The 18,249-nt window shown below is 72.2% G+C and carries 14 protein-coding genes and 1 riboswitch; of the genes, 9 read left to right on the plus strand and 5 right to left on the minus strand.

Annotated elements, in window-relative coordinates:
• Window positions 1-46 precede the first annotated feature (46 nt).
• Together H295_RS0138830 and H295_RS0138835 are read right to left on the minus strand one after the other, a co-directional pair.
• Complete coding sequence (locus tag H295_RS0138830) at window positions 47-268, minus strand: helix-turn-helix domain-containing protein (protein WP_004002281.1); 222 nt, start codon at window positions 266-268, stop codon at window positions 47-49.
• 323 nt (window positions 269-591) lie between these two features.
• Window positions 592-2,190: an ABC-F family ATP-binding cassette domain-containing protein gene (locus tag H295_RS0138835; protein WP_020140755.1), complete on the minus strand. Its 1,599-nt coding sequence runs from the start codon at window positions 2,188-2,190 to the stop codon at window positions 592-594.
• Window positions 2,191-2,468: 278 nt separating this feature from the next.
• Between H295_RS0138835 and H295_RS0138840 the strand changes: the two genes are divergently transcribed.
• Both H295_RS0138840 and H295_RS0138845 read left to right on the plus strand, forming a co-directional pair.
• Entirely contained in the window at window positions 2,469-3,359 is an 891-nt protein-coding gene (locus H295_RS0138840) for a neutral zinc metallopeptidase (protein WP_020140756.1), read from the plus strand.
• 93 nt (window positions 3,360-3,452) lie between these two features.
• The gene (locus tag H295_RS0138845) at window positions 3,453-3,866 is read left to right on the plus strand and encodes a VOC family protein (protein WP_020140757.1); all 414 of its coding nucleotides are present in this window, start codon (window positions 3,453-3,455) and stop codon (window positions 3,864-3,866) included.
• A gap of 40 nt (window positions 3,867-3,906) precedes the next feature.
• Here the strand turns inward: H295_RS0138845 and H295_RS0138850 are convergent, their stop codons facing one another.
• From H295_RS0138850 to H295_RS0138860, 3 genes are all read right to left on the minus strand, one after another.
• Window positions 3,907-5,310 (minus strand): hypothetical protein, encoded by a 1,404-nt coding sequence (locus tag H295_RS0138850; protein WP_199788674.1) that lies wholly within the window; start codon window positions 5,308-5,310, stop codon window positions 3,907-3,909.
• 192 nt (window positions 5,311-5,502) lie between these two features.
• Entirely contained in the window at window positions 5,503-6,690 is a 1,188-nt protein-coding gene (locus H295_RS0138855) for an alpha/beta hydrolase (protein ID WP_020140759.1), read from the minus strand.
• Between the two features lie 118 nt (window positions 6,691-6,808).
• Window positions 6,809-7,495: a class II aldolase/adducin family protein gene (locus H295_RS0138860; protein ID WP_020140760.1), complete on the minus strand. Its 687-nt coding sequence runs from the start codon at window positions 7,493-7,495 to the stop codon at window positions 6,809-6,811.
• Window positions 7,496-7,671: 176 nt separating this feature from the next.
• Between H295_RS0138860 and H295_RS0138865 the strand changes: the two genes are divergently transcribed.
• The 7 genes from H295_RS0138865 to cobO all read left to right on the plus strand — a co-directional run bounded on the left by H295_RS0138865 (window position 7,672) and on the right by cobO (window position 18,243).
• Window positions 7,672-8,925: an inorganic phosphate transporter gene (locus H295_RS0138865; protein ID WP_020140761.1), complete on the plus strand. Its 1,254-nt coding sequence runs from the start codon at window positions 7,672-7,674 to the stop codon at window positions 8,923-8,925.
• Window positions 8,926-8,954: 29 nt separating this feature from the next.
• Window positions 8,955-9,176 carry a hypothetical protein gene (locus H295_RS0138870; RefSeq protein ID WP_020140762.1) on the plus strand — a complete coding sequence of 74 codons (222 nt, stop codon included), beginning with the start codon at window positions 8,955-8,957 and terminating at the stop codon, window positions 9,174-9,176.
• 130 nt (window positions 9,177-9,306) lie between these two features.
• A riboswitch (cobalamin riboswitch) is annotated at window positions 9,307-9,450 on the plus strand.
• Between the two features lie 97 nt (window positions 9,451-9,547).
• Window positions 9,548-10,492, plus strand: a complete 945-nt coding sequence (locus tag H295_RS0138875; RefSeq protein WP_020140763.1) for a cobalamin biosynthesis protein — start codon at window positions 9,548-9,550, stop codon at window positions 10,490-10,492.
• Window positions 10,489-11,997 (plus strand): cobyric acid synthase, encoded by a 1,509-nt coding sequence (locus H295_RS0138880; protein ID WP_020140764.1) that lies wholly within the window; start codon window positions 10,489-10,491, stop codon window positions 11,995-11,997. Before H295_RS0138875 ends, H295_RS0138880 begins: the two co-directional genes overlap by 4 nt.
• Complete coding sequence (cobN, locus tag H295_RS0138885) at window positions 11,994-15,650, plus strand: cobaltochelatase subunit CobN (protein WP_028810155.1); 3,657 nt, start codon at window positions 11,994-11,996, stop codon at window positions 15,648-15,650. The genes H295_RS0138880 and cobN overlap by 4 nt, the downstream gene beginning before the upstream one ends.
• On the plus strand, window positions 15,647-17,644 hold the full coding sequence (locus H295_RS0138890) for a putative cobaltochelatase (RefSeq protein ID WP_020140766.1): 1,998 nt from the start codon (window positions 15,647-15,649) through the stop codon (window positions 17,642-17,644). The genes cobN and H295_RS0138890 overlap by 4 nt, the downstream gene beginning before the upstream one ends.
• A complete protein-coding gene (gene cobO / locus H295_RS0138895; protein ID WP_020140767.1) occupies window positions 17,644-18,243 on the plus strand; it encodes a cob(I)yrinic acid a,c-diamide adenosyltransferase in 600 nt (199 codons plus the stop codon). The genes H295_RS0138890 and cobO overlap by 1 nt, the downstream gene beginning before the upstream one ends.
• Window positions 18,244-18,249: the final 6 nt, after the last annotated feature.

Consider the following 18,249-nt stretch of genomic DNA (forward strand, 5'->3'; position numbering starts at 1 on the left):
GTCGATCGACCGGGTGGCCACCATCGAAGCCGATGGGCCGCCCGGTTCAGGACGATGCGGCCTTCTTGCCCCGCGTCGCTCCGCCACGCCCTCGAAGCGTGACGCCCGATTCGCTGAGCATCCGGTGGACGAAGCCATACGAGCGGCCGGTTTCCTCGGCCAGTGCCCGAATGCTCGCACCGGAGTCGTACTTCTTCTTCAGGTCTGCCGCGAGCTTGTCGCGCGCGGCGCCGGTTACCCGGCTGCCCTTCTTCAGAGTCTCGGCCACCCGTGCCTCCTCATGGGAAGTGCGCTCTGGTCTCCTCATGATCACCCCTCCGGGCGTTCATGGCCACCCATTCGGCAAGGTCCGTGAGACATGGTTTTGACGACAGGAGCGGGCCCCCACAATCGGAATGTGAAATTCCGGAGAGGGGCGTTCGTACCACCGAACAGGTTCCTTTGTGAAATACCAGGTCAGCGACGTACGACGGCCGAGCCCTCCGCGATAGAGGACTCGGCCGTGAAATCGATGTAGGACACACCTCGGTACGAGGAGATCTCACACAGATGGTGGATCACCGATAGGCCGAATGATCCATCCGCTGTGGATCACGCCAGGGCGACGAGATCCGCGTAGTCCGCGCCCCACAGGTCCTCGACGCCGTCCGGGAGCAGGATGATCCGCTCCGGCTGGAGCGCCTCGACGGCGCCCTCGTCGTGGGTGACCAGGACGACGGCGCCCTTGTAGGTGCGCAGCGCGCCGAGGATCTCCTCGCGGCTGGCCGGGTCGAGGTTGTTGGTGGGCTCGTCCAGGAGCAGCACGTTGGCCGAGGAGACCACCAGGGTGGCGAGCGCGAGGCGGGTCTTCTCGCCGCCGGAGAGGACCCCGGCCGGCTTGTCGACGTCGTCGCCGGAGAACAGGAAGGAACCCAGCGTCTTGCGCACCTCGACGAGGTCGAGGTCGGGGGCCGCCGAGCGCATGTTCTCCAGGACCGTGCGCTCCGGGTCGAGGGTCTCGTGCTCCTGGGCGTAGTAGCCGAGCTTGAGACCGTGACCGGGCACGACCGCGCCGGTGTCCGGCTGCTCGGTGCCGGCGAGCAGGCGCAGCAGGGTCGTCTTGCCCGCGCCGTTGAGGCCCAGGATGACCACGCGGGAGCCCTTGTCGATGGCCAGGTCGACGTCGGTGAAGATCTCCAGCGAGCCGTACGACTTCGACAGGCCCTCCGCCATCAGCGGGGTCTTGCCGCAGGGCGCGGGTTCGGGGAAGCGCAGCTTGGCGACCTTGTCCTGCTGGCGGACCGCCTCCAGGCCGGACAGGAGCTTGTCGGCGCGCTTGGCCATGTTCTGCGCGGCGACCGTCTTGGTGGCCTTGGCGCGCATCTTGTCGGCCTGCGAGTGCAGGGCCGCGGCCTTCTTCTCGGCGTTCTGCCGCTCGCGCTTCCTGCGCTTCTCGTCGGCCTCGCGCTGCTGCTGGTAGAGCTTCCAGCCCATGTTGTAGACGTCGATCTGGGCGCGGTTGGCGTCCAGGTAGAACACCTTGTTCACGACCGTCTCGACCAGGTCGACGTCGTGGGAGATCACGATGAAGCCGCCGCGGTAGGTCTTCAGGTAGTCCCGCAGCCAGACGATCGAGTCGGCGTCGAGGTGGTTGGTCGGCTCGTCGAGGAGCAGGGTGTCGGCGTCCGAGAACAGGATCCGGGCCAGTTCGATACGGCGGCGCTGACCACCGGAGAGGGTGTGCAGGGGCTGGCCCAGCACCCGGTCGGGGAGGTTCAGCGCGGCGGCGATGGTGGCGGCCTCGGCCTCGGCGGCGTACCCGCCCTTGGTGAGGAACTCCGTCTCCTGGCGCTCGTACTGCCGCAGGGCCTTCTCGCGGGTGGCTCCCTGGCCGTTCGCGATGCGCTGTTCGTTGTCGCGCATCTTCTTCAGCAGGACGTCCAGGCCGCGCGCGGAGAGGATGCGGTCGCGGGCGAGCACGTCGAGGTCGCCGGTGCGGGGGTCCTGGGGGAGGTAGCCGACCTCGCCGGAGCGCGTGATCTGGCCCGCGGCGGGGATGCCCTCGCCGGCGAGGCACTTGGTGAGCGTGGTCTTCCCGGCGCCGTTGCGGCCGACCAGGCCGATGCGGTCGCCCTTGGCGACACGGAAGGTGGCGGACTCGATGAGGACTCGGGCGCCGGCGCGCAGCTCGATACCGGTGGCGGAGATCACGGACAGACTCCAGGGCGTGTGTATGACGGTTGTGGGCGGCTGAGGACGTTCCCGCCGTCTAATGCGCGAGGAGAATGGCCATGGGCCAAGTCTAACGGGGCCGTGCAAGCACTTTTTCTGCGTTCGGGTGTTCGATCGGTCTCGCTCCGGGTATCCGGTCGGTTCCGTCGCCCGGTCCCGTCGGCGTCCCCCGTTCGGGTGTGTGACCCGGGCCGGGCGGGGACCGCCGGGCGAGGATGCCCTGCGGGGGGCCGGTACGCGCAGAGGGCGGTGTCCGCATGCAGTTCGACGACGACGCCAGGTTGGACACCTCCGAGGTGCAGGACGTGCGCGGCAGCCGCGTCCCGGGCGGGAAGGCGACCATCGGGGGTGGCATCGGCGGACTGATCGTCCTGCTCCTCGGTCTCTTCCTCGGCGTCGGCCCCGACCAGCTCGGCCTCACCGACGGCGGCGGCCCGCCGGCCGCCACGGCCTCCGGGCTCGCGCAGGTCGAACAGGACTGCAGGACCGGGCAGGACGCGAACACCCGCGACGACTGCCGCATGGTGGCCGTGGTCAACAGCGTCCAGGACTACTGGGACCAGGAGTTCACGCGGCGCGGCGCCTCCTACGACCGCTCCCCCACGGTCTTCTTCAGCGAGCGGGTCGGCACGGCGTGCGGGTCGGCCACCTCGGCGGTCGGGCCGTTCTACTGCCCGGGCGACCGCAAGGTCTATCTGGACCTCGGTTTCTTCGACGAGCTGCGGTCGAAGTTCGGGGCCACCGGCGGGCCGTTCGCGCAGGCGTACGTGGTGGCCCACGAGTACGGGCACCACGTGCAGGACCTGACCGGCACGCTGAGCCGGTCGCAGGACGGGCGCACCGGGGCCGGCAGCAACGCGGTGCGGGTGGAGCTCCAGGCGGACTGCTACGCCGGCGTGTGGGCGCGGCACGCGACCACCACGAAGGACGAGTCCACGGGGCGGCCGCTCATCACGAGCCTCACGGACGCGGACATCACCGACGGCCTGGACGCGGCGGCGGCCGTGGGCGACGACCGGATCCAGGAACGCTTCCAGGGGCGGGTGACCCCGGAGTCGTGGACACACGGGTCGGCGCAGCAGCGGCAGCAGTGGTTCCGGCAGGGGTACGAGTCGGGCGACATGGCCCGCTGCGACACCTTCGGCTGAGCGTTCGCCCTGCTCGGAGGCCATTGTCAGTGGTCGCTGCCAGACTGGATGCCGGATCGATTTCCAGCTTTTGGTCACAAGGGAGTGATCGGCATGACGGGGACGAACGGCACGCGTCCGAGCATCTTCCCGACGCTGCTGTACGCCGACGCGAAGGCGGCGATCAGGCAGCTGACGGAGGTGTTCGGCTTCACCGAGTCCTCGGTGTACGAGGGCGAGGACGGCCTGGTGATGCACGCCGAACTGGTGCAGGGCAACGGCGCGGTGATGCTCGGCTCGAAGGGCCGCGGCGGCCTCTTCGACGCGGCGATGAAAGAGGCGGGCACGACCGGGGTGTACGTCGTCGTGGACGACGTCGACGCACACCACCGCCGGGCCGTGGAGCACGGCGCGGAGATCCTGATGCCCCCGACGGACCAGGACTACGGCTCCCGTGACTACATGGCCCGGGACCTCGAGGGCAACCTCTGGAGCTTCGGCACCTACGCGCCGGAGATACGCGTCTGACTCACCCTCCGGCGCTCACCATCCGGCGACCCTCCCGCGCTCACCCTCCGGTGTGCACCTGGAAGGCGGCGCGGCGGACGGCCTTGGCGAGGGCCGGGTCGGGGTGGGCGGCGGCGAGGGCGACCAGGACCTGCACGGTGCGCGGATGGCCCACGGCCCTGACCTCGTCGAGCAGTTGGGGGACGGTCGGCTGGAGGGCCGACTCCAGGTGCCGCACCAGCATCGGGGCCTCACCATGGTCCGCGACGGCGGCAGCCGTGTCGATCCACAGCCAGGTGGCCTCCTCCCGGGTGAGGACCTCGTGGGCGTCCTCCGGGTCGATGCCGTCGTGCTCGGCCAGCCACAGCAGGGCGTACGGCCGCAGGGTGGGCTCCTCGGCCACCGAGCGGACGTCGGGCTCGGCGGGGGCGCCCACGACCCGCAGGGCCTCGAAGGCGAGGCCGCGCAAAAGGGCGTCGTCGCCGCGGGCGGCGCCGAGCAGCTCGGTGACGGCGCTGCCGACCGGGCGGGCGGCGAGCCAGGCGCGGTACTCGGCGCGGGCCGCGTTGGGGCGCAGCTGGGCGCAGCCGCGGAGCATCTCCTCGGCGGCGACCTCGATGTTCCCGGCGGGGCTCTGCGCGGCCACGCAGATCTGCTCCAGCTTGACCCACACCGCCCAGCTGCCGAGCGGGGTGAGGGTGGCCTGGCCGTCGCCGTAGGTCAGGGCGCCGACGGAGGCGAGGGCGCGCAGGGCCCATTCGAGGAGAGGGGCGAGGGGGGCGTCCTGAGGCTCCGTCGCCACGGGCTCCGCCACGGGCTCCGGCTGGGGGCCGTAGGGGATCTCGCAGCGTTCGGTGCGCAGTTCGATGACGCGCTGCTCCAGGAGGTCCAGGAGCTGCTCGACCGGGACCGGTCCGGCGGAGAGCTGGAGGAAGGAGAGAACCTGGGGCATGGCCGAGACGACCTCGGCGACGGCGGCGGGCTCGCGGTCGCCGGGCTCCGGGTGGGCGAGCGACCAGGCGTCGAAGAGGGCGACCCAGCCACGCAGCACGGCACTGTCGTCGCGGTCCCAGGCGCGCAGCCGCCAGCCCGGGCGGGCGCTGTTCCCGTGCACCTCGATCAGGCCGGCGAGGCGGGCGGTGTCCCAGTCGGCGCGGATCTGAGCCGCAGTCAGGCCGAGGTCCGCGGCCGCGCGTTCGGCTGTCTCGTCGGAGAGCGTGCCCTTGCCGTCGCTCGCGCCGTCGCCGCCGGGCCGCAGCGCGTCGTCGGCCCAGTGGGCGAGGCGGGCCGCGTCGGCCAGGCCGGAGCGCGCCATTCTGGCCAGTTCCGCGGGGGCCGGTGTGCCCTCCGGGGGGCGGGGCGCGGGGCGGCGAGGGCGTCGCTGGTTCACAGCTGTGGGGGCGGCGGCCAGGGGTCGCGGGCGGACGAGTCGAAGCCTGGAGTCGCGCGGGATACGGGACGTCACGGGTGCAGTCTTCCGGTTGACGGTCCGAAAACCCAAACGGAATGTCACCGCGGGCGACGGGCAGGGCCGACGCCGGGGCCGCGCCGAGGGGTATACGCCGAGATCAGGCCAGTGGTACGGACTTAAACGGAAGGTGTGGGACCGGGGCGCGGAAACGGGGTGGCGGCGCGATCCGACGAGGGTGCCGGGGGCTCACATCAGCGGCGTGAGGAAGCGGCGCAGTGCTTCCTCGTAGGCGCTCGGGTCGGCGTTCCACATGGCCGCGTGGGGGGCCTGGCCGACCGTGTGGAGGGTGATCCGGTCCGGGTGGGTGGCGGCGAGACGGCGGGAGAGGTCCCAGGGGGCGATCGTGTCGTCCGGGCCGTGGAAGATCAGGGTGGGGGGCGGGGGCCGGTCGGGGCCCGTGTCGTCGGTCCGGTCCGCGTGGTCGGTGTAGGGGACGGTCCGGTCGGCGTACAGGCCGGAGTGGTCGCTGGGCAGTCCGGTGCGGCCCTGGGCCGCGCGCACGGCGAGCGGGAGGAGGATGCCGGGGGTGTGGCGGGCGGCGGCGAGGGCGCGCAGGGTGCGTTCCCAGCTGAGCACCGGGGAGTCCAGGACGAGTCCCTTGACGCGGCCGCGCAGTCCGGAGCGGGCGGCGGCGCGCAGGGCCATGGTGGCGCCGGTGGACCAGCCGTGCAGGACGAGTTGGCGGGCGCCGTGGTCGACGGCCCAGCGCATCGCCGCGTCCAGGTCGCGCCACTCGGTCTCGCCGAAGTGGTGGAGGCCGTCGGGCGGGCGGGGGGCGTCGGCGTCGCCGCGGTAGGCGGGGGCGAGGACCGGGAAGCGGTGGTGGTGCAGGAACTCCATCACGTTCAGGGCGTGTTCGCGGGTCGGGCCGAGGCCGTGGACCGCGATGACCCAGGTGTTCCTGGTGCTGGGCACGAACCAGGCGGGCAGGGGGCCGAGTTCGCCGGGGATCTCGACGTCCGTGTGGTCGAGGCCGAGGGCGGACCTGGGGTCGCCGATGTGGACGTTCGGGGTGAGCCAGACCTTGTCGCCGGGTTCGAGGGTGCCGTGGGTGACGCGTTCCAGGCGGCGCACGACGGTGTCGGCGGAGTGGGGTTCCGCGGTGAGGACGGGGCCGACGACGGCGTGTGCGGCGTCGCCCGCCAGGCCGTAGGTGCCGGGGCGGAGGGCGGCGAGGTCGCGGGTGAGGGCGATGCGGCCGGCCGCGGTGGAGTGCACGGTGAGACGGGGTTCACCGGGCAGGGGGCGGCCGGGCGGCGCCTTCAGACCGGCGTCGCTGGCGAGGCGGCCGGCGACGATGCCCGCCGCGCCGGCGGCGGCCGCGGCGGCGAGGGTTGCGGTGACGGCGGCGGCCTTCGTCTTGATAGTGCGCACGTGTCCCAGTTTCGCGGGGTTGGATGGGTTGGGCCAGTGGGCGGGGGTCGTCCGGTTGTCTGCGGGTTCGGTGGGGGCGGGCGTTCTGCGCAGTTCCCCGCGCCCCCGTAGGCGATCGTCAGCCCCGCTGCCCGTACCCCCGCAAGCGCTCCCCCGCCTCCCTCACCTGTTCCTCCGTCAGCAGGTGGGGGCTCAGGTCCGGTACCGAGCGGGCCGTGAGCCAGAGGTGGGACATCCATTCCAGTTGGGCCGTGCGGTCGTACGCCTGGGACAGGCTCGCGCCGTATGCAATCGTGCCGTGGTTCTGGAGGAGGCAGGCGGTGCGGCCGCTGAGGGCTCGGAGCATGTTCTCGGCCAGCTCGTCGGTGCCGTAGGTGGCGTAGGGGGCGACCCGGACGGGGCCGCCGAGCGCGCCGGTCATGTAGTGGATCGCCGGGAGCTCGGGGACGAGGGTGGAGACGGCCGTGGCGTGCACGGCGTGGGTGTGGACGATCGCGCGGGCGTCGGTGCTGCGGTAGACCGCGAGGTGCATGGGGAGTTCGCTGGTGGGGACCAGGGTGCCGAGGACCTGGTGGCCCTGGAGGTCGACGCCCGTCAGGTCGGCCGGTGTGAGGCGGTCGTAGGGGACGCCGGACGGGGTGACGAGAACCGTGTTCCCGACCCGGACCGAGACGTTGCCGGAGGTGCCGACGACCAGTCCGTCGGAGACCGTCCGGCGGGCCGTGTCGACCAGCTCGGCCCAGGCCTCCGCCTCCTGCTGTCCGCTGCCCTGTACGTTGCGCGGTTCGTGCTGTTCCTCAGCCATGCCGTGATCCTGCCAGCCCCTGGCTCCGGGACGGATGGGTCGCGCGGGGGCCGCGGGGCCGGGCCCGGCAATCGCCTGAGATTACGGTCACCGTGCGGCCTGCCTCAGTTCATCTTCCGTTCACTCAGGTTACTTACCTTCAACATGCCAATGACCTCGAACGATTGCCTGGGTAAATGGAAAACTTCTCGCTGATCCTCGCGATTGTGGTTGTGACCGCACTCGCGTTCGATTTCACGAACGGTTTTCACGACACCGCCAACGCGATGGCCACCACCATCTCGACCGGTGCGCTCAAGCCCAAGGTCGCGGTGGCCATGTCCGCCGTGCTGAACCTTGTGGGCGCCTTCCTCTCCGTGGAGGTCGCGAACACGATCTCCAAGGGTCTCGTCGACGAGACCGGCATCCGTCCCGAGGTCATCTTCGCCGCCCTGGTCGGCGCGATCCTCTGGAACCTGCTGACCTGGCTGGTGGGCCTGCCCTCCAGTTCCTCGCACGCCCTCATGGGCGGCCTGATCGGCGCCACCATCGCCTCGGCGGGCTTCGGCGCGGTGCACGGTGACGCGCTCGTCACCAAGGTTCTGATCCCCGCGGTCGCCGCCCCGATCGTCGCGGGCGTCGCCGCCATGCTGGCCACGCGGTTCTCCTACTCGCTGGGCAAGAAGGCCGACGGCAAGGCCGCCGCGAAGGGCTACCGCGGCGGTCAGATCGCCTCGGCCGGCCTGGTCTCGCTGGCCCACGGCACCAACGACGCGCAGAAGACGATGGGCATCATCACCCTCGCCCTGGTCGCCGGCGGCGCCGTCGCCCCCGACTCGGACCCGCCCACCTGGGTCATCCTCTCCGCGGGCCTGGCCATCGCGCTCGGCACGTACATCGGCGGCTGGCGGATCATCCGCACCATGGGCAAGGGCCTGACCGAGCTCGAGCCGCAGCAGGGCTTCGCCGCCCAGACCAGCGCGGCCACCGCCATCCTGGCCTCCTCCCACCTCGGCTTCTCCCTGTCCACCACGCACGTCGTCTCCGGTTCGGTGATGGGCGCGGGCCTCGGCCGCAAGGGCGGGGTCGTGCGGTGGTCCACGGCCACCCGGATGTTCGTGGCCTGGGGGCTCACCCTCCCGGCGGCGGCCCTGGTCGGCGCGCTCGCCGAGTCCGTCACCGGTCTCGGTGACTGGGGCACCGCGGTCGTGGCGCTCTTCCTCGTCGCCTCCAGCGCGGCGATCTGGAAGATCTCGCGCCGCGAGGTGGTGGACGCGTCCAACGTCAACGCGACCGACGAGCCGGCCGGTGTGGTGACGCAGGCGATCGCCGCCGTGACCCCGCCGCCCGCGGGCACCGTGACCGAGGGCCTCACCGCCACGATCCCGGCCCCGCCCACCGCCGCGGAAGCCACCGCCACGGAAACGGCCGCCCCGCCGGCCGCCGTCTGAGCCCGCACCAGTCCTAAGGAAGCCTCACCATGAAGATCGACTGGGAAGCCCTCGGCTCCGTCTTCGGCGTCAGCCTCGTCGTCACCGTGGGCCTCGTGGCCCTGTTCACCCTCGGCATCATGGGCCTCTCCCGCCAGGAGCGGGCCACCGCCCAGGGCGGCTCGGCCGCTCTCGCGGTCACCGGCGCCTACGCCTGCTTCGCGGCCTGCGCGGCGGCGGTGGCGTACGGGATCTATCTGATCGTGGCCTGACGACACCTCGTCACCCGACGGCCGGGTGGGCACGGAACCCCGAGTTCTGCGCCCGCCCGGCCGTCCCCGTGTGACCCGTGGTGTGGGGTTCTGCACACTCCCCCGTCGCAGGTCAACAGCAAGTTGACGGGTCTCGAAGGCCCGTGGTGGACTGCCGGAGCCATTTACGGCAGCAGGAGAGGAAGCCGGTGCGAATCCGGCGCGGTCCCGCCACTGTCACCGGGGTAGACACCCCCGGGAGCCAGGAACTCTCGCCGCCGGACTCGTCGAACCAGGGCGTGGACACCCTGAGTGAGGACATGACGCGATGCTCGCCTGCCGATCCACCAGCGGTACCAGGCACCTGAACGACCCTGCGATCGGCTGACCCGGTGCGTGCCGATCGCGTTTTCGCGTACGGCGCCGCCGCCGGTCTGATCGGTGACCTCCTGCTCGGTGACCCGCGTCGCGGGCACCCGGTCGCCGTGTTCGGGCGGGCCGCGGGTGCTGTGGAGCGGGTGCTGTGGCGGGACCACCGGGGCTGGGGCGCGCTGCACACCGCCGTGTGCGTGGGCGGCGCGGTGGGGCTCGGGGCCGTGGCGCAGCATGCCGTACGTTCCTCCCGAACCGCCTCCGTCCTGCTCACCGGCGCTGCCACCTGGGCCGTGGTGGGCGGGACTTCACTGGCCCGCGAGGCGCGGCTCATCGGCCGGGCTCTGGAGGCCGGGGACGTCGAGGCGGCCCGGGAGCGGCTGCCGCATCTGTGCGGGCGGGACCCGCAGGCCCTCGACGCCGACGGGATCGCCCGGGCCGTCGTGGAGTCCGTCGCCGAGAACACCTCCGACGCCGTCGTGGGCGCGCTCGTGTGGGGTGCCGTGGGTGGGGTGCCGGGGCTGCTCGGGTTCCGGGCCGTCAACACGCTGGACGCCATGGTGGGTCACAAGTCGGTCCGCTACCGGCGCTTCGGGTGGGGTTCCGCGCGGCTCGACGACCTCGCCGGGTGGCCGGGGGCACGGCTGACCGCCGTACTGGCGACGGTCGCCGGGGCGGATCCGCGGGGTGCCCGGCGGGCGTGGCGTCAGGACGCCGGAAAGCATCCGAGCCCCAACGCCGGGCCCGTGGAGGCCTCTTTCGCGGGGGCGCTCGGGGTGCGGCTCGGCGGGACGCTCTCCTACGGGGGGCGCATCGAGCACCGGCCCGTGCTCAACGGGGACGGGCGCGCTGTGGCCTCGTACGACATCGAGCGTGCCGTGCGGCTGTCGCGGCGGGTCGGGCTGCTCGCGCTCGGCGCCGGTGCGGTCGCCGCACGGCTGATCCGGAAGGGACGTACGGCATGAGCGGGGGGCTTCTTGTCGCCGGCACCACCTCCGACGCGGGAAAGAGCGTCGTGACCGCCGGGATCTGCCGGTGGCTGGTGCGGCAGGGGGTGAAGGTCGCGCCGTTCAAGGCGCAGAACATGTCCCTCAACTCGTTCGTGACGAGGGAGGGTGCCGAGATCGGGCGGGCGCAGGCCATGCAGGCGCAGGCCTGCCGGGTCGAGCCGACCGCGCTGATGAATCCCGTGCTGCTCAAGCCCGGTGGGGAGCAGAGCAGTCAGGTCGTGCTGCTCGGCAAGCCCGTGGGCGAGCTGAGCGCGCGTGGCTATCACGGCGGGCGGCAGCAGAAGCTGCTCGGGACCGTGCTCGACTGCCTCGCCGAGTTGCGGGGCACGTATGACGCGGTGATCTGTGAGGGAGCCGGCAGTCCCGCCGAGATCAATCTGCGGCGGACCGACATCGTGAACATGGGCATCGCCCGTAATGCCCGCATTCCGGTTCTCGTCGTCGGTGACATCGACCGCGGCGGGGTCTTCGCCTCCTTCTTCGGGACCGTCGCGCTGCTCTCCCCCGAGGACCAGGCGCTGGTCGCCGGGTTCCTCGTCAACAAGTTCCGGGGGGATGTCTCGCTGCTGGAGCCGGGACTGGAGATGCTTCACGGGCTCACCGGGCGGCACACGTACGGCGTGCTGCCCTTCCGGCACGGGCTCGGCATCGACGAGGAGGACGGGCTGCGGGTGTCCCTGCGGGGCACCGTCCGGGAGTCCTCGGTGAGCCCTCCGGTGGGTGAGGACGTGCTGCGGGTCGCCGTCTGCGCGATCCCGCTGATGTCCAACTTCACCGACGTGGACGCCCTGGCCGCCGAACCGGGTGTCGTGGTGCGGTTCGTGGACCGGGCGGAGGAGCTGGCCGACGCCGACCTCGTCGTCGTCCCCGGCACCCGGGGAACCGTCCGCGCGCTGGAGTGGCTGCGGCAGCGGGGGCTCGCGGAGGCCATCTCGCGCAGGGTCGCCGAGGGGCGGCCCGTGCTCGGCATCTGCGGCGGGTTCCAGATCCTCGGCGAGCACATCGAGGACGAGGTCGAATCGCGCGCCGGCTCGGTCGACGGCCTCGGACTGCTGCCCGTCCGCGTGCGGTTCGCGCGGGAGAAGACCCTCACCCGGCCGGTCGGCGAGGCCCTCGGGGAGCCGGTCGAGGGGTACGAGATCCATCACGGGGTGGCCCAAGTAGGCGGCGGGGAAGCCTTCCTGGACGGCTGCCGGGTCGGCCAGACCTGGGGGACGCACTGGCACGGCTCCCTGGAGTCGGACGGGTTCCGACGGGCCTTCCTGCGGGAGGTGGCGGCCGCCGCGGGCCGCCGGTTCGTGCCCGCCCCCGACACCTCGTTCGCCGCGCTGCGCGAGGAGCAGCTCGACCGGCTCGGCGACCTGATCGAACAGCACGCGGACACGGACGCGCTGTGGCGGCTCATCGAGTCCGGCGCGCCGCAAGGACTGCCTTTCATTCCACCGGGAGCGCCCGCATGAGCACAGTGTTGTTGTTGTCGACCGCCGACACGGACCTGCTGGCGGCCCGGGCCGCCGGGGGTGCCGACTACCGGATCGGCAATCCGACCCGGGTGGATGTCGCGGAGGAGCTGCCGGCGCTGATCGAGGGCGCGGACATCGCCGTCGTACGGCTGCTCGGCGGCAAGCGGGCCTGGGAGGACGGGCTGGCCGCGCTGAAGGCGTCCGGCGTCCCGACCGTGCTGCTGGGCGGGGAGTCCGTGCCGGACGCCGAGCTGATGGCGGAGTCGTCGGTGCCGGCTGGTGTGGTGGCCGAGGCGCTCAAGTACCTCGTGGAGGGCGGGCCCGGGAACCTCACCGAACTCGCGCGGTTCCTCTCCGACACCGTGCTGCTGACGGGTGAGGGGTTCGTCGAGCCGCAGAAGATGCCGGAGTGGGGCATCCACGGCGACCGTCCGATCGACGCGGACCGTCCGACCGTCGGCGTGCTCTTCTACCGGGCTCATGAACTCAGCGGCAACACCGCCTTCGTGGACACCTTGTGCGATGCGATCGAGGCGGGGGGCGCCAACGCCCTTCCCGTGTTCTGCAGCTCGCTGCGGGGGGCGGACCTCGATCTCTACATGGTCCTCGACTCGGCCGACGCCCTGGTAACCACCGTCCTCGCCGCCGGCGGCACCCACGCCTCGCAGGCCTCGGCCGGCGGTGACGAGGAGGCATGGGACATCGGGGCGCTCGCAGACCTCAATGTGCCCGTCCTGCAAGGGCTTTGCCTCACGTCGTCCCGCGCGGTCTGGGACGAGTCCGACGCCGCCCTCTCCCCCATGGACGCGGCCATGCAGGTCGCGATCCCGGAGTTCGACGGGCGGCTGATCACCGTGCCGTTCTCCTTCAAGGAGCAGGGGCCCGACGACGTCCCGGTGTACGTGGCCGACCCGGAGCGGGCCGCACGGGTCGCCGGGATCGCCGTACGGCACGCGAAGCTGCGGCACAAGCCGAACGCCGAGAAGCGGCTGGCGCTGGTCTTCACCGCGTACCCGACCAAGCACTCGCGGGTCGGCAACGCGGTAGGACTGGACACACCCGCTTCGGCGGTGCGGGTGCTGGACGCGCTGCGGGACGCCGGGTACGTGGTCGAGGGGCATCCGGACAACGGTGACGAACTGATCCACCGGCTCATCAACGCCGGTGGCCACGACGTCGAGTGGCTCACCGAGGAGCAGCTGGCCGCGGCGCCCGCGCGGGTGCCGCTCGCCGACTACCGGGCGTGGTTCGACAAACTGGACCCGTCGTTGCGGGACGCGATGCTTGAGGCGTGGGGGGAGCCGCCGGGCTCGCTGTACGTCGACGGGGACGACATCGTGCTGGCGTCCCTCCAGTTCGGGAACGTCGTCGTGATGATCCAGCCGCCGCGCGGCTTCGGGGAGAACCCGATCGCGATCTACCACGACCCGGACATGCCGCCGTCCCACCACTACATGGCCGCCTACCGGTGGCTTGAAAACTCGTTCGGTGCCGACGCGGTCGTCCACATGGGCAAGCACGGCACGATGGAGTGGCTGCCGGGCAAGGGGCTCGGCCTGAGCGGGGGGTGTGCCCCGGACGCGGTGCTCGGTGAGCTGCCGCTGGTCTACCCCTTCATCGTCAACGACCCCGGCGAGGGCACCCAGGCCAAGCGGCGCGGGCACGCCACCGTCGTCGACCACCTGGTGCCGCCGATGGCACGGGCCGACACCTACGGCGACCTCGCCAAGCTGGAGCAGCTGCTCGACGAGTACGCGCTCGTCTCCGACCTGGACCCGACGAAGGCGCCTGCCGTGCGGGCGCAGATCTGGACGCTGGTCAAGGCGGCCGAGCTCCACCACGACCTGCATGTCGAGGACCAGCCGGACGACGACGACTTCGACGAGTTCGTCATGCACATCGACGGCTATCTGTGCGAGATCAAGGACGTGCAGATCCGCGACGGGCTGCACATCCTCGGTGGCGGGCCGGTCGACGAGGCCCGGGTGAACCTGGTGCTCGCGGTGCTGCGGGCCTCGCAGGTGTGGGGCGGGCAGGCGAACGCCCTGCCGGGGCTGCGGGCCTCGTTCGCCGCTCACTTCGGCCTCGACGAGAAGGAGTTGCTCGCCGAGCCGGGGGCGCCGGTGAAGGTCCCGGTCGAGCTGTCCGACCTCGTCGAGGGCCCGTCCCGTACCGCCGCCGACGCGATCGACCTGCTGGAGCAGCTGTGCCGTCGGGTCGCGGAGGGGATGGAGGCACGGGACTGGGACGTCTCGGTCGTCCCGGCCGTCCTGCGGGGCGTTCTCGGTGTCGAACTCCCCGACGGGATCGCCGTGTTGGAGTTCGCCTGCAACGAGGTCGTGCCACGGCTCGCCCGTACCACCGACGAGATCGACCACATCCTCCGGGCCCTGGACGGCGGTTACGTCCCGGCCGGGCCCTCCGGCTCGCCGACCCGCGGGCTCGTCAACGTCCTGCCGACCGGGCGGAACTTCTACTCCGTGGACCCCAAGGCCATCCCGTCCAGGCTGAGTTGGGAGGTCGGGCAGTCCCTCGCGGACTCGCTGGTGCAGCGGTACCTGGCCGACAACGGGGAGTACCCGAAGTCCGTCGGCCTGACGGTCTGGGGCACCTCCGCGATGCGTACGCAGGGCGACGACATCGCCGAGATCCTGGCGCTGCTGGGCTGCCGTCCGGTGTGGGACGAGGCCTCGCGGCGGGTGACCGGGTTCGAGGTGATCGGCCTGGAGGAGCTCGGGCGGCCCCGCATCGACGTCACCGTGCGGATCTCCGGGTTCTTCCGGGACGCGTTCCCGCACGTGGTCGGGCTGATCGACGACGCGGTGCGCAGGGTCGCCGATCTGGACGAGCCCGCCGACCGCAACTTCGTGAAGGCGCACGCCGACGAGGACACCGCCGAGCACGGCGACCGGCGGCGGGCCACGGCCCGGGTCTTCGGGTCCAAGCCGGGCGCCTACGGGGCCGGTCTGCTGCCGCTGATCGACGCCCGCAACTGGCGTTCGGACGCCGACCTCGCCGAGGTGTACGCGGTGTGGGGCGGCTACGCCTACGGGCGCGGGCTCGACGGGCGGGCGGCGCGCGGGGACATGGAGACCGCGTTCCGGCGGATCAACGTGGCCGCGAAGAACGTCGACACCCGGGAGCACGACCTGGTCGACGCCGACGACTACTTCCAGTACCACGGCGGCATGGTCGCCATGGTGCGGCACCTGACGGGCGCCAACCCCGAGGCCTACGTGGGCGATTCGGCGACTCCGGACCAGGTGAAGACGCGCACGCTGGGCGAGGAGACGCACCGGGTGTTCCGGGCCCGGGTGGTCAACCCGCGCTGGATGGCGGCCATGCGCCGGCACGGCTACAAGGGCGCCTTCGAGATGGCGGCGACCGTGGACTACCTCTTCGGGTACGACGCCACCGCCGGGGTCGTGGACGACTGGATGTACGAGAAGCTCAGCGCTGAGTACGTGTTCGACGCGGAGAACCGGGACTTCATGAAGAAGTCCAACCCCTGGGCGCTGCGGGGCATCACGGAACGGCTCCTGGAGGCCGCCGACCGCGGACTGTGGGCCGAGCCGGACGCGGAGACGCTGGAGCGGCTGCGGGCCACCTATCTGGAGCTCGAAGGCGACCTGGAGGGCGACGACCAGTGACCACCCCCTTCCCTTTCACGGCCGTGGTAGGCCAGGACGACCTGCGGCTCGCGCTGCTGCTCAACGCCGTCTCGCCGGCGGTCGGCGGGGTGCTGGTGCGCGGCGAGAAGGGCACCGCCAAGTCCACGGCGGTCCGCGCCCTCTCGGCGCTGCTGCCGGAGGTGGCGGTCGTCGCCGGGTGCCGCTTCTCCTGCGACCCGGCCGCGCCCGACCCGTCGTGCCCGGACGGACCGCACGAGCCCGGCAACGGCTCCACGCGCCCCTCCCGCATGGTCGAACTGCCCGTCGGCGCCTCCGAGGACCGGCTCGTCGGCGCCCTCGACATCGAGCGGGCGCTCGCGGAGGGCGTGAAGGCCTTCGAGCCGGGCCTCCTGGCCGACGCGCACCGCGGGATCCTCTACGTCGACGAGGTCAACCTCCTCCACGACCACCTGGTGGACCTGCTCCTCGACGCCGCAGCGATGGGGGCGTCGTACGTCGAGCGTGAGGGCGTCTCCGTGCGGCACGCCTCGAAGTTCCTGCTGGTCGGCACGATGAACCCCGAAGAGGGCGAGCTGCGGCCGCAGTTGCTCGACCGGTTCGGGCTGACCGTGGAGGTCGCGGCCTCGCGGGAGCCGGACCAGCGGGTGGAGGTGGTCCGGCGCAGGCTCGCCTACGACGACGATCCGGCGGGGTTCACGGCCCGTTGGGCGGCCGAGGAGGCCGCCGTACGGCAACGGGTCGTCGCGGCACGGGAGTTGCTGCCGTCGGTGCGGCTCGGGGACGGGGCGCTGCGGCAGATCGCGGCGACCTGTGCCGCCTTCGAGGTGGACGGCATGCGGGCCGACATCGTGATGGCGCGCACGGCGACCGCGCTGGCCGCGTGGGCCGGGCGGACCGACGTGCTGGCGGAGGACGTACGGCAGGCCGCCCTGCTCGCGCTGCCGCACCGCAGGCGCCGCAACCCCTTCGACGCGCCGGGACTCGACGAGGACAAGCTCGACGAGACGCTGGAGGAGTTCGGCGGCTCCGACGACGATGACCAGCCGGATCCGGACGGCCCCGGTGGGGGCGGCGGGCAGCCGCCGTCGCCGGACGGTCCGCAGACCGACGGGGGCGGGTCCGGGGCCCAGCCGGAGGCCGGTGAGGGCGGCGAGCCGCAGCCTTCCGGGGCCGGCGCCGGGGAGCAGTCGGCCGTACGGGCTTCCGAGCCCTTCCGGACGAAGGTGCTCAGCGTGCCCGGGCTCGGCGACGGGGTCGCCGGGCGGCGGTCGCGAGCGCGGACCGAGCACGGGCGGACGACCGGGGCGCGGCGGCCTCAGGGGGCGCTCACCAAGCTGCACCTGGCGGCCACCGTGCAGGCGGCGGCGCCGCATCAGCGGGCCCGTGGGCGTTCGGGTCGCGGTCTCGTCGTGCGGCGGGACGATCTGCGGCAGGCGACGCGTGAGGGGCGCGAGGGCAATCTCGTGCTGTTCGTCGTCGACGCCTCGGGGTCGATGGCGGCACGGCAGCGGATGAGCGCGGTGAAGGGTGCCGTGCTGTCACTGCTCCTCGACGCGTACCAGCGGCGCGACAAGGTGGGTCTGGTGACCTTCCGGGGCACGACCGGGGAGGTGGCGCTGCCGCCGACCTCGTCGGTGGACGCGGCGGCGGCCCGGCTGGAGACCCTGCCGACCGGTGGGCGCACCCCGCTCGCGGCAGGGCTGCTGCGGGCGCACGAGGTGCTGCGGGTGGAGCGACTGCGGGATCCCGCGCGGCGGGCGCTGGTCGTCGTGGTGACGGACGGCCGGGCCACCGGCGGTCCCGAGCCGGTCGCTCTCGCGGGGCGGGCGGCCCGGCTGTTCGCGGCGGGAGGGGTCGCCTCGGTCGTGGTCGACTGCGAGTCGGGGCCCGTACGGCTGGGGCTCGCCGGACAGCTCGCCGGTGAACTGGGCGGTACGGCGGTGACGTTGGACGAGTTGCGGGCCGACTCGATCGCCGGACTGGTGAAGGACGTACAGAGGAGGGCCGCGTAATGCCGCAGGGGCAGCCGAGTGTCGTGCCGGACGACGGACTGACGACCCGTCAGCGCCGGAACCGGCCGCTGGTGGTCGTGCACACCGGGATCGGGAAGGGCAAGTCGACCGCCGCGTTCGGGCTCGCGCTGCGGGCCTGGAACCAGGGGTGGCCCATCGGGGTGTTCCAGTTCGTCAAGTCGGCGAAGTGGAAGGTCGGCGAGGAGAACGCGCTGCGGGTGCTCGGCGCGAGCGGCGAGGGCGGGTCCGTCGACTGGCACAAGATGGGTGAGGGCTGGTCCTGGGTCCAGCGAGATGCCCAGATGGACAACGAGGAGAAGGCCCGGGAGGGCTGGGAGCAGGTCAAGCGGGACCTCGCCGCCGAGACGTACCGGCTGTACGTGCTCGACGAGTTCGCCTACCCGATGCACTGGGGGTGGGTGGACACCGATGAGGTCGTCGAGGTGCTGCGGAACCGGCCGGGGACGCAGCATGTCGTGATCACCGGACGGAACGCACCCGAGAAGCTCGTCGGGTTCGCCGATCTCGTCACCGACATGTCCAAGGTCAAGCATCCGATGGACGCGGGGCAGAAGGGCCAGAGGGGCATCGAGTGGTGATGTCGT

Origin of the sequence: Streptomyces sp. 351MFTsu5.1, from assembly GCF_000383655.1 — a bacterium.
GTDB lineage: Bacteria > Actinomycetota > Actinomycetes > Streptomycetales > Streptomycetaceae > Streptomyces > Streptomyces griseorubiginosus.

Excerpts from the sequence above, each read along its gene's own strand:
- H295_RS0138840 (WP_020140756.1), top strand. The coding sequence starts at position 2,469 with ATGCAGTTCGACGACGACGCCAGGTTGGACACCTCCGAGGTGCAGGAC.
- H295_RS0138845 (WP_020140757.1), top strand. The coding sequence starts at position 3,453 with ATGACGGGGACGAACGGCACGCGTCCGAGCATCTTCCCGACGCTGCTG.
- H295_RS0138860 (WP_020140760.1), bottom strand. The coding sequence starts at position 7,495 with ATGGCTGAGGAACAGCACGAACCGCGCAACGTACAGGGCAGCGGACAG.
- H295_RS0138865 (WP_020140761.1), top strand. The coding sequence starts at position 7,672 with ATGGAAAACTTCTCGCTGATCCTCGCGATTGTGGTTGTGACCGCACTC.
- H295_RS0138870 (WP_020140762.1), top strand. The coding sequence starts at position 8,955 with ATGAAGATCGACTGGGAAGCCCTCGGCTCCGTCTTCGGCGTCAGCCTC.
- H295_RS0138880 (WP_020140764.1), top strand. The coding sequence starts at position 10,489 with ATGAGCGGGGGGCTTCTTGTCGCCGGCACCACCTCCGACGCGGGAAAG.
- cobN (WP_028810155.1), top strand. The coding sequence starts at position 11,994 with ATGAGCACAGTGTTGTTGTTGTCGACCGCCGACACGGACCTGCTGGCG.
- cobO (WP_020140767.1), top strand. The coding sequence starts at position 17,644 with ATGCCGCAGGGGCAGCCGAGTGTCGTGCCGGACGACGGACTGACGACC.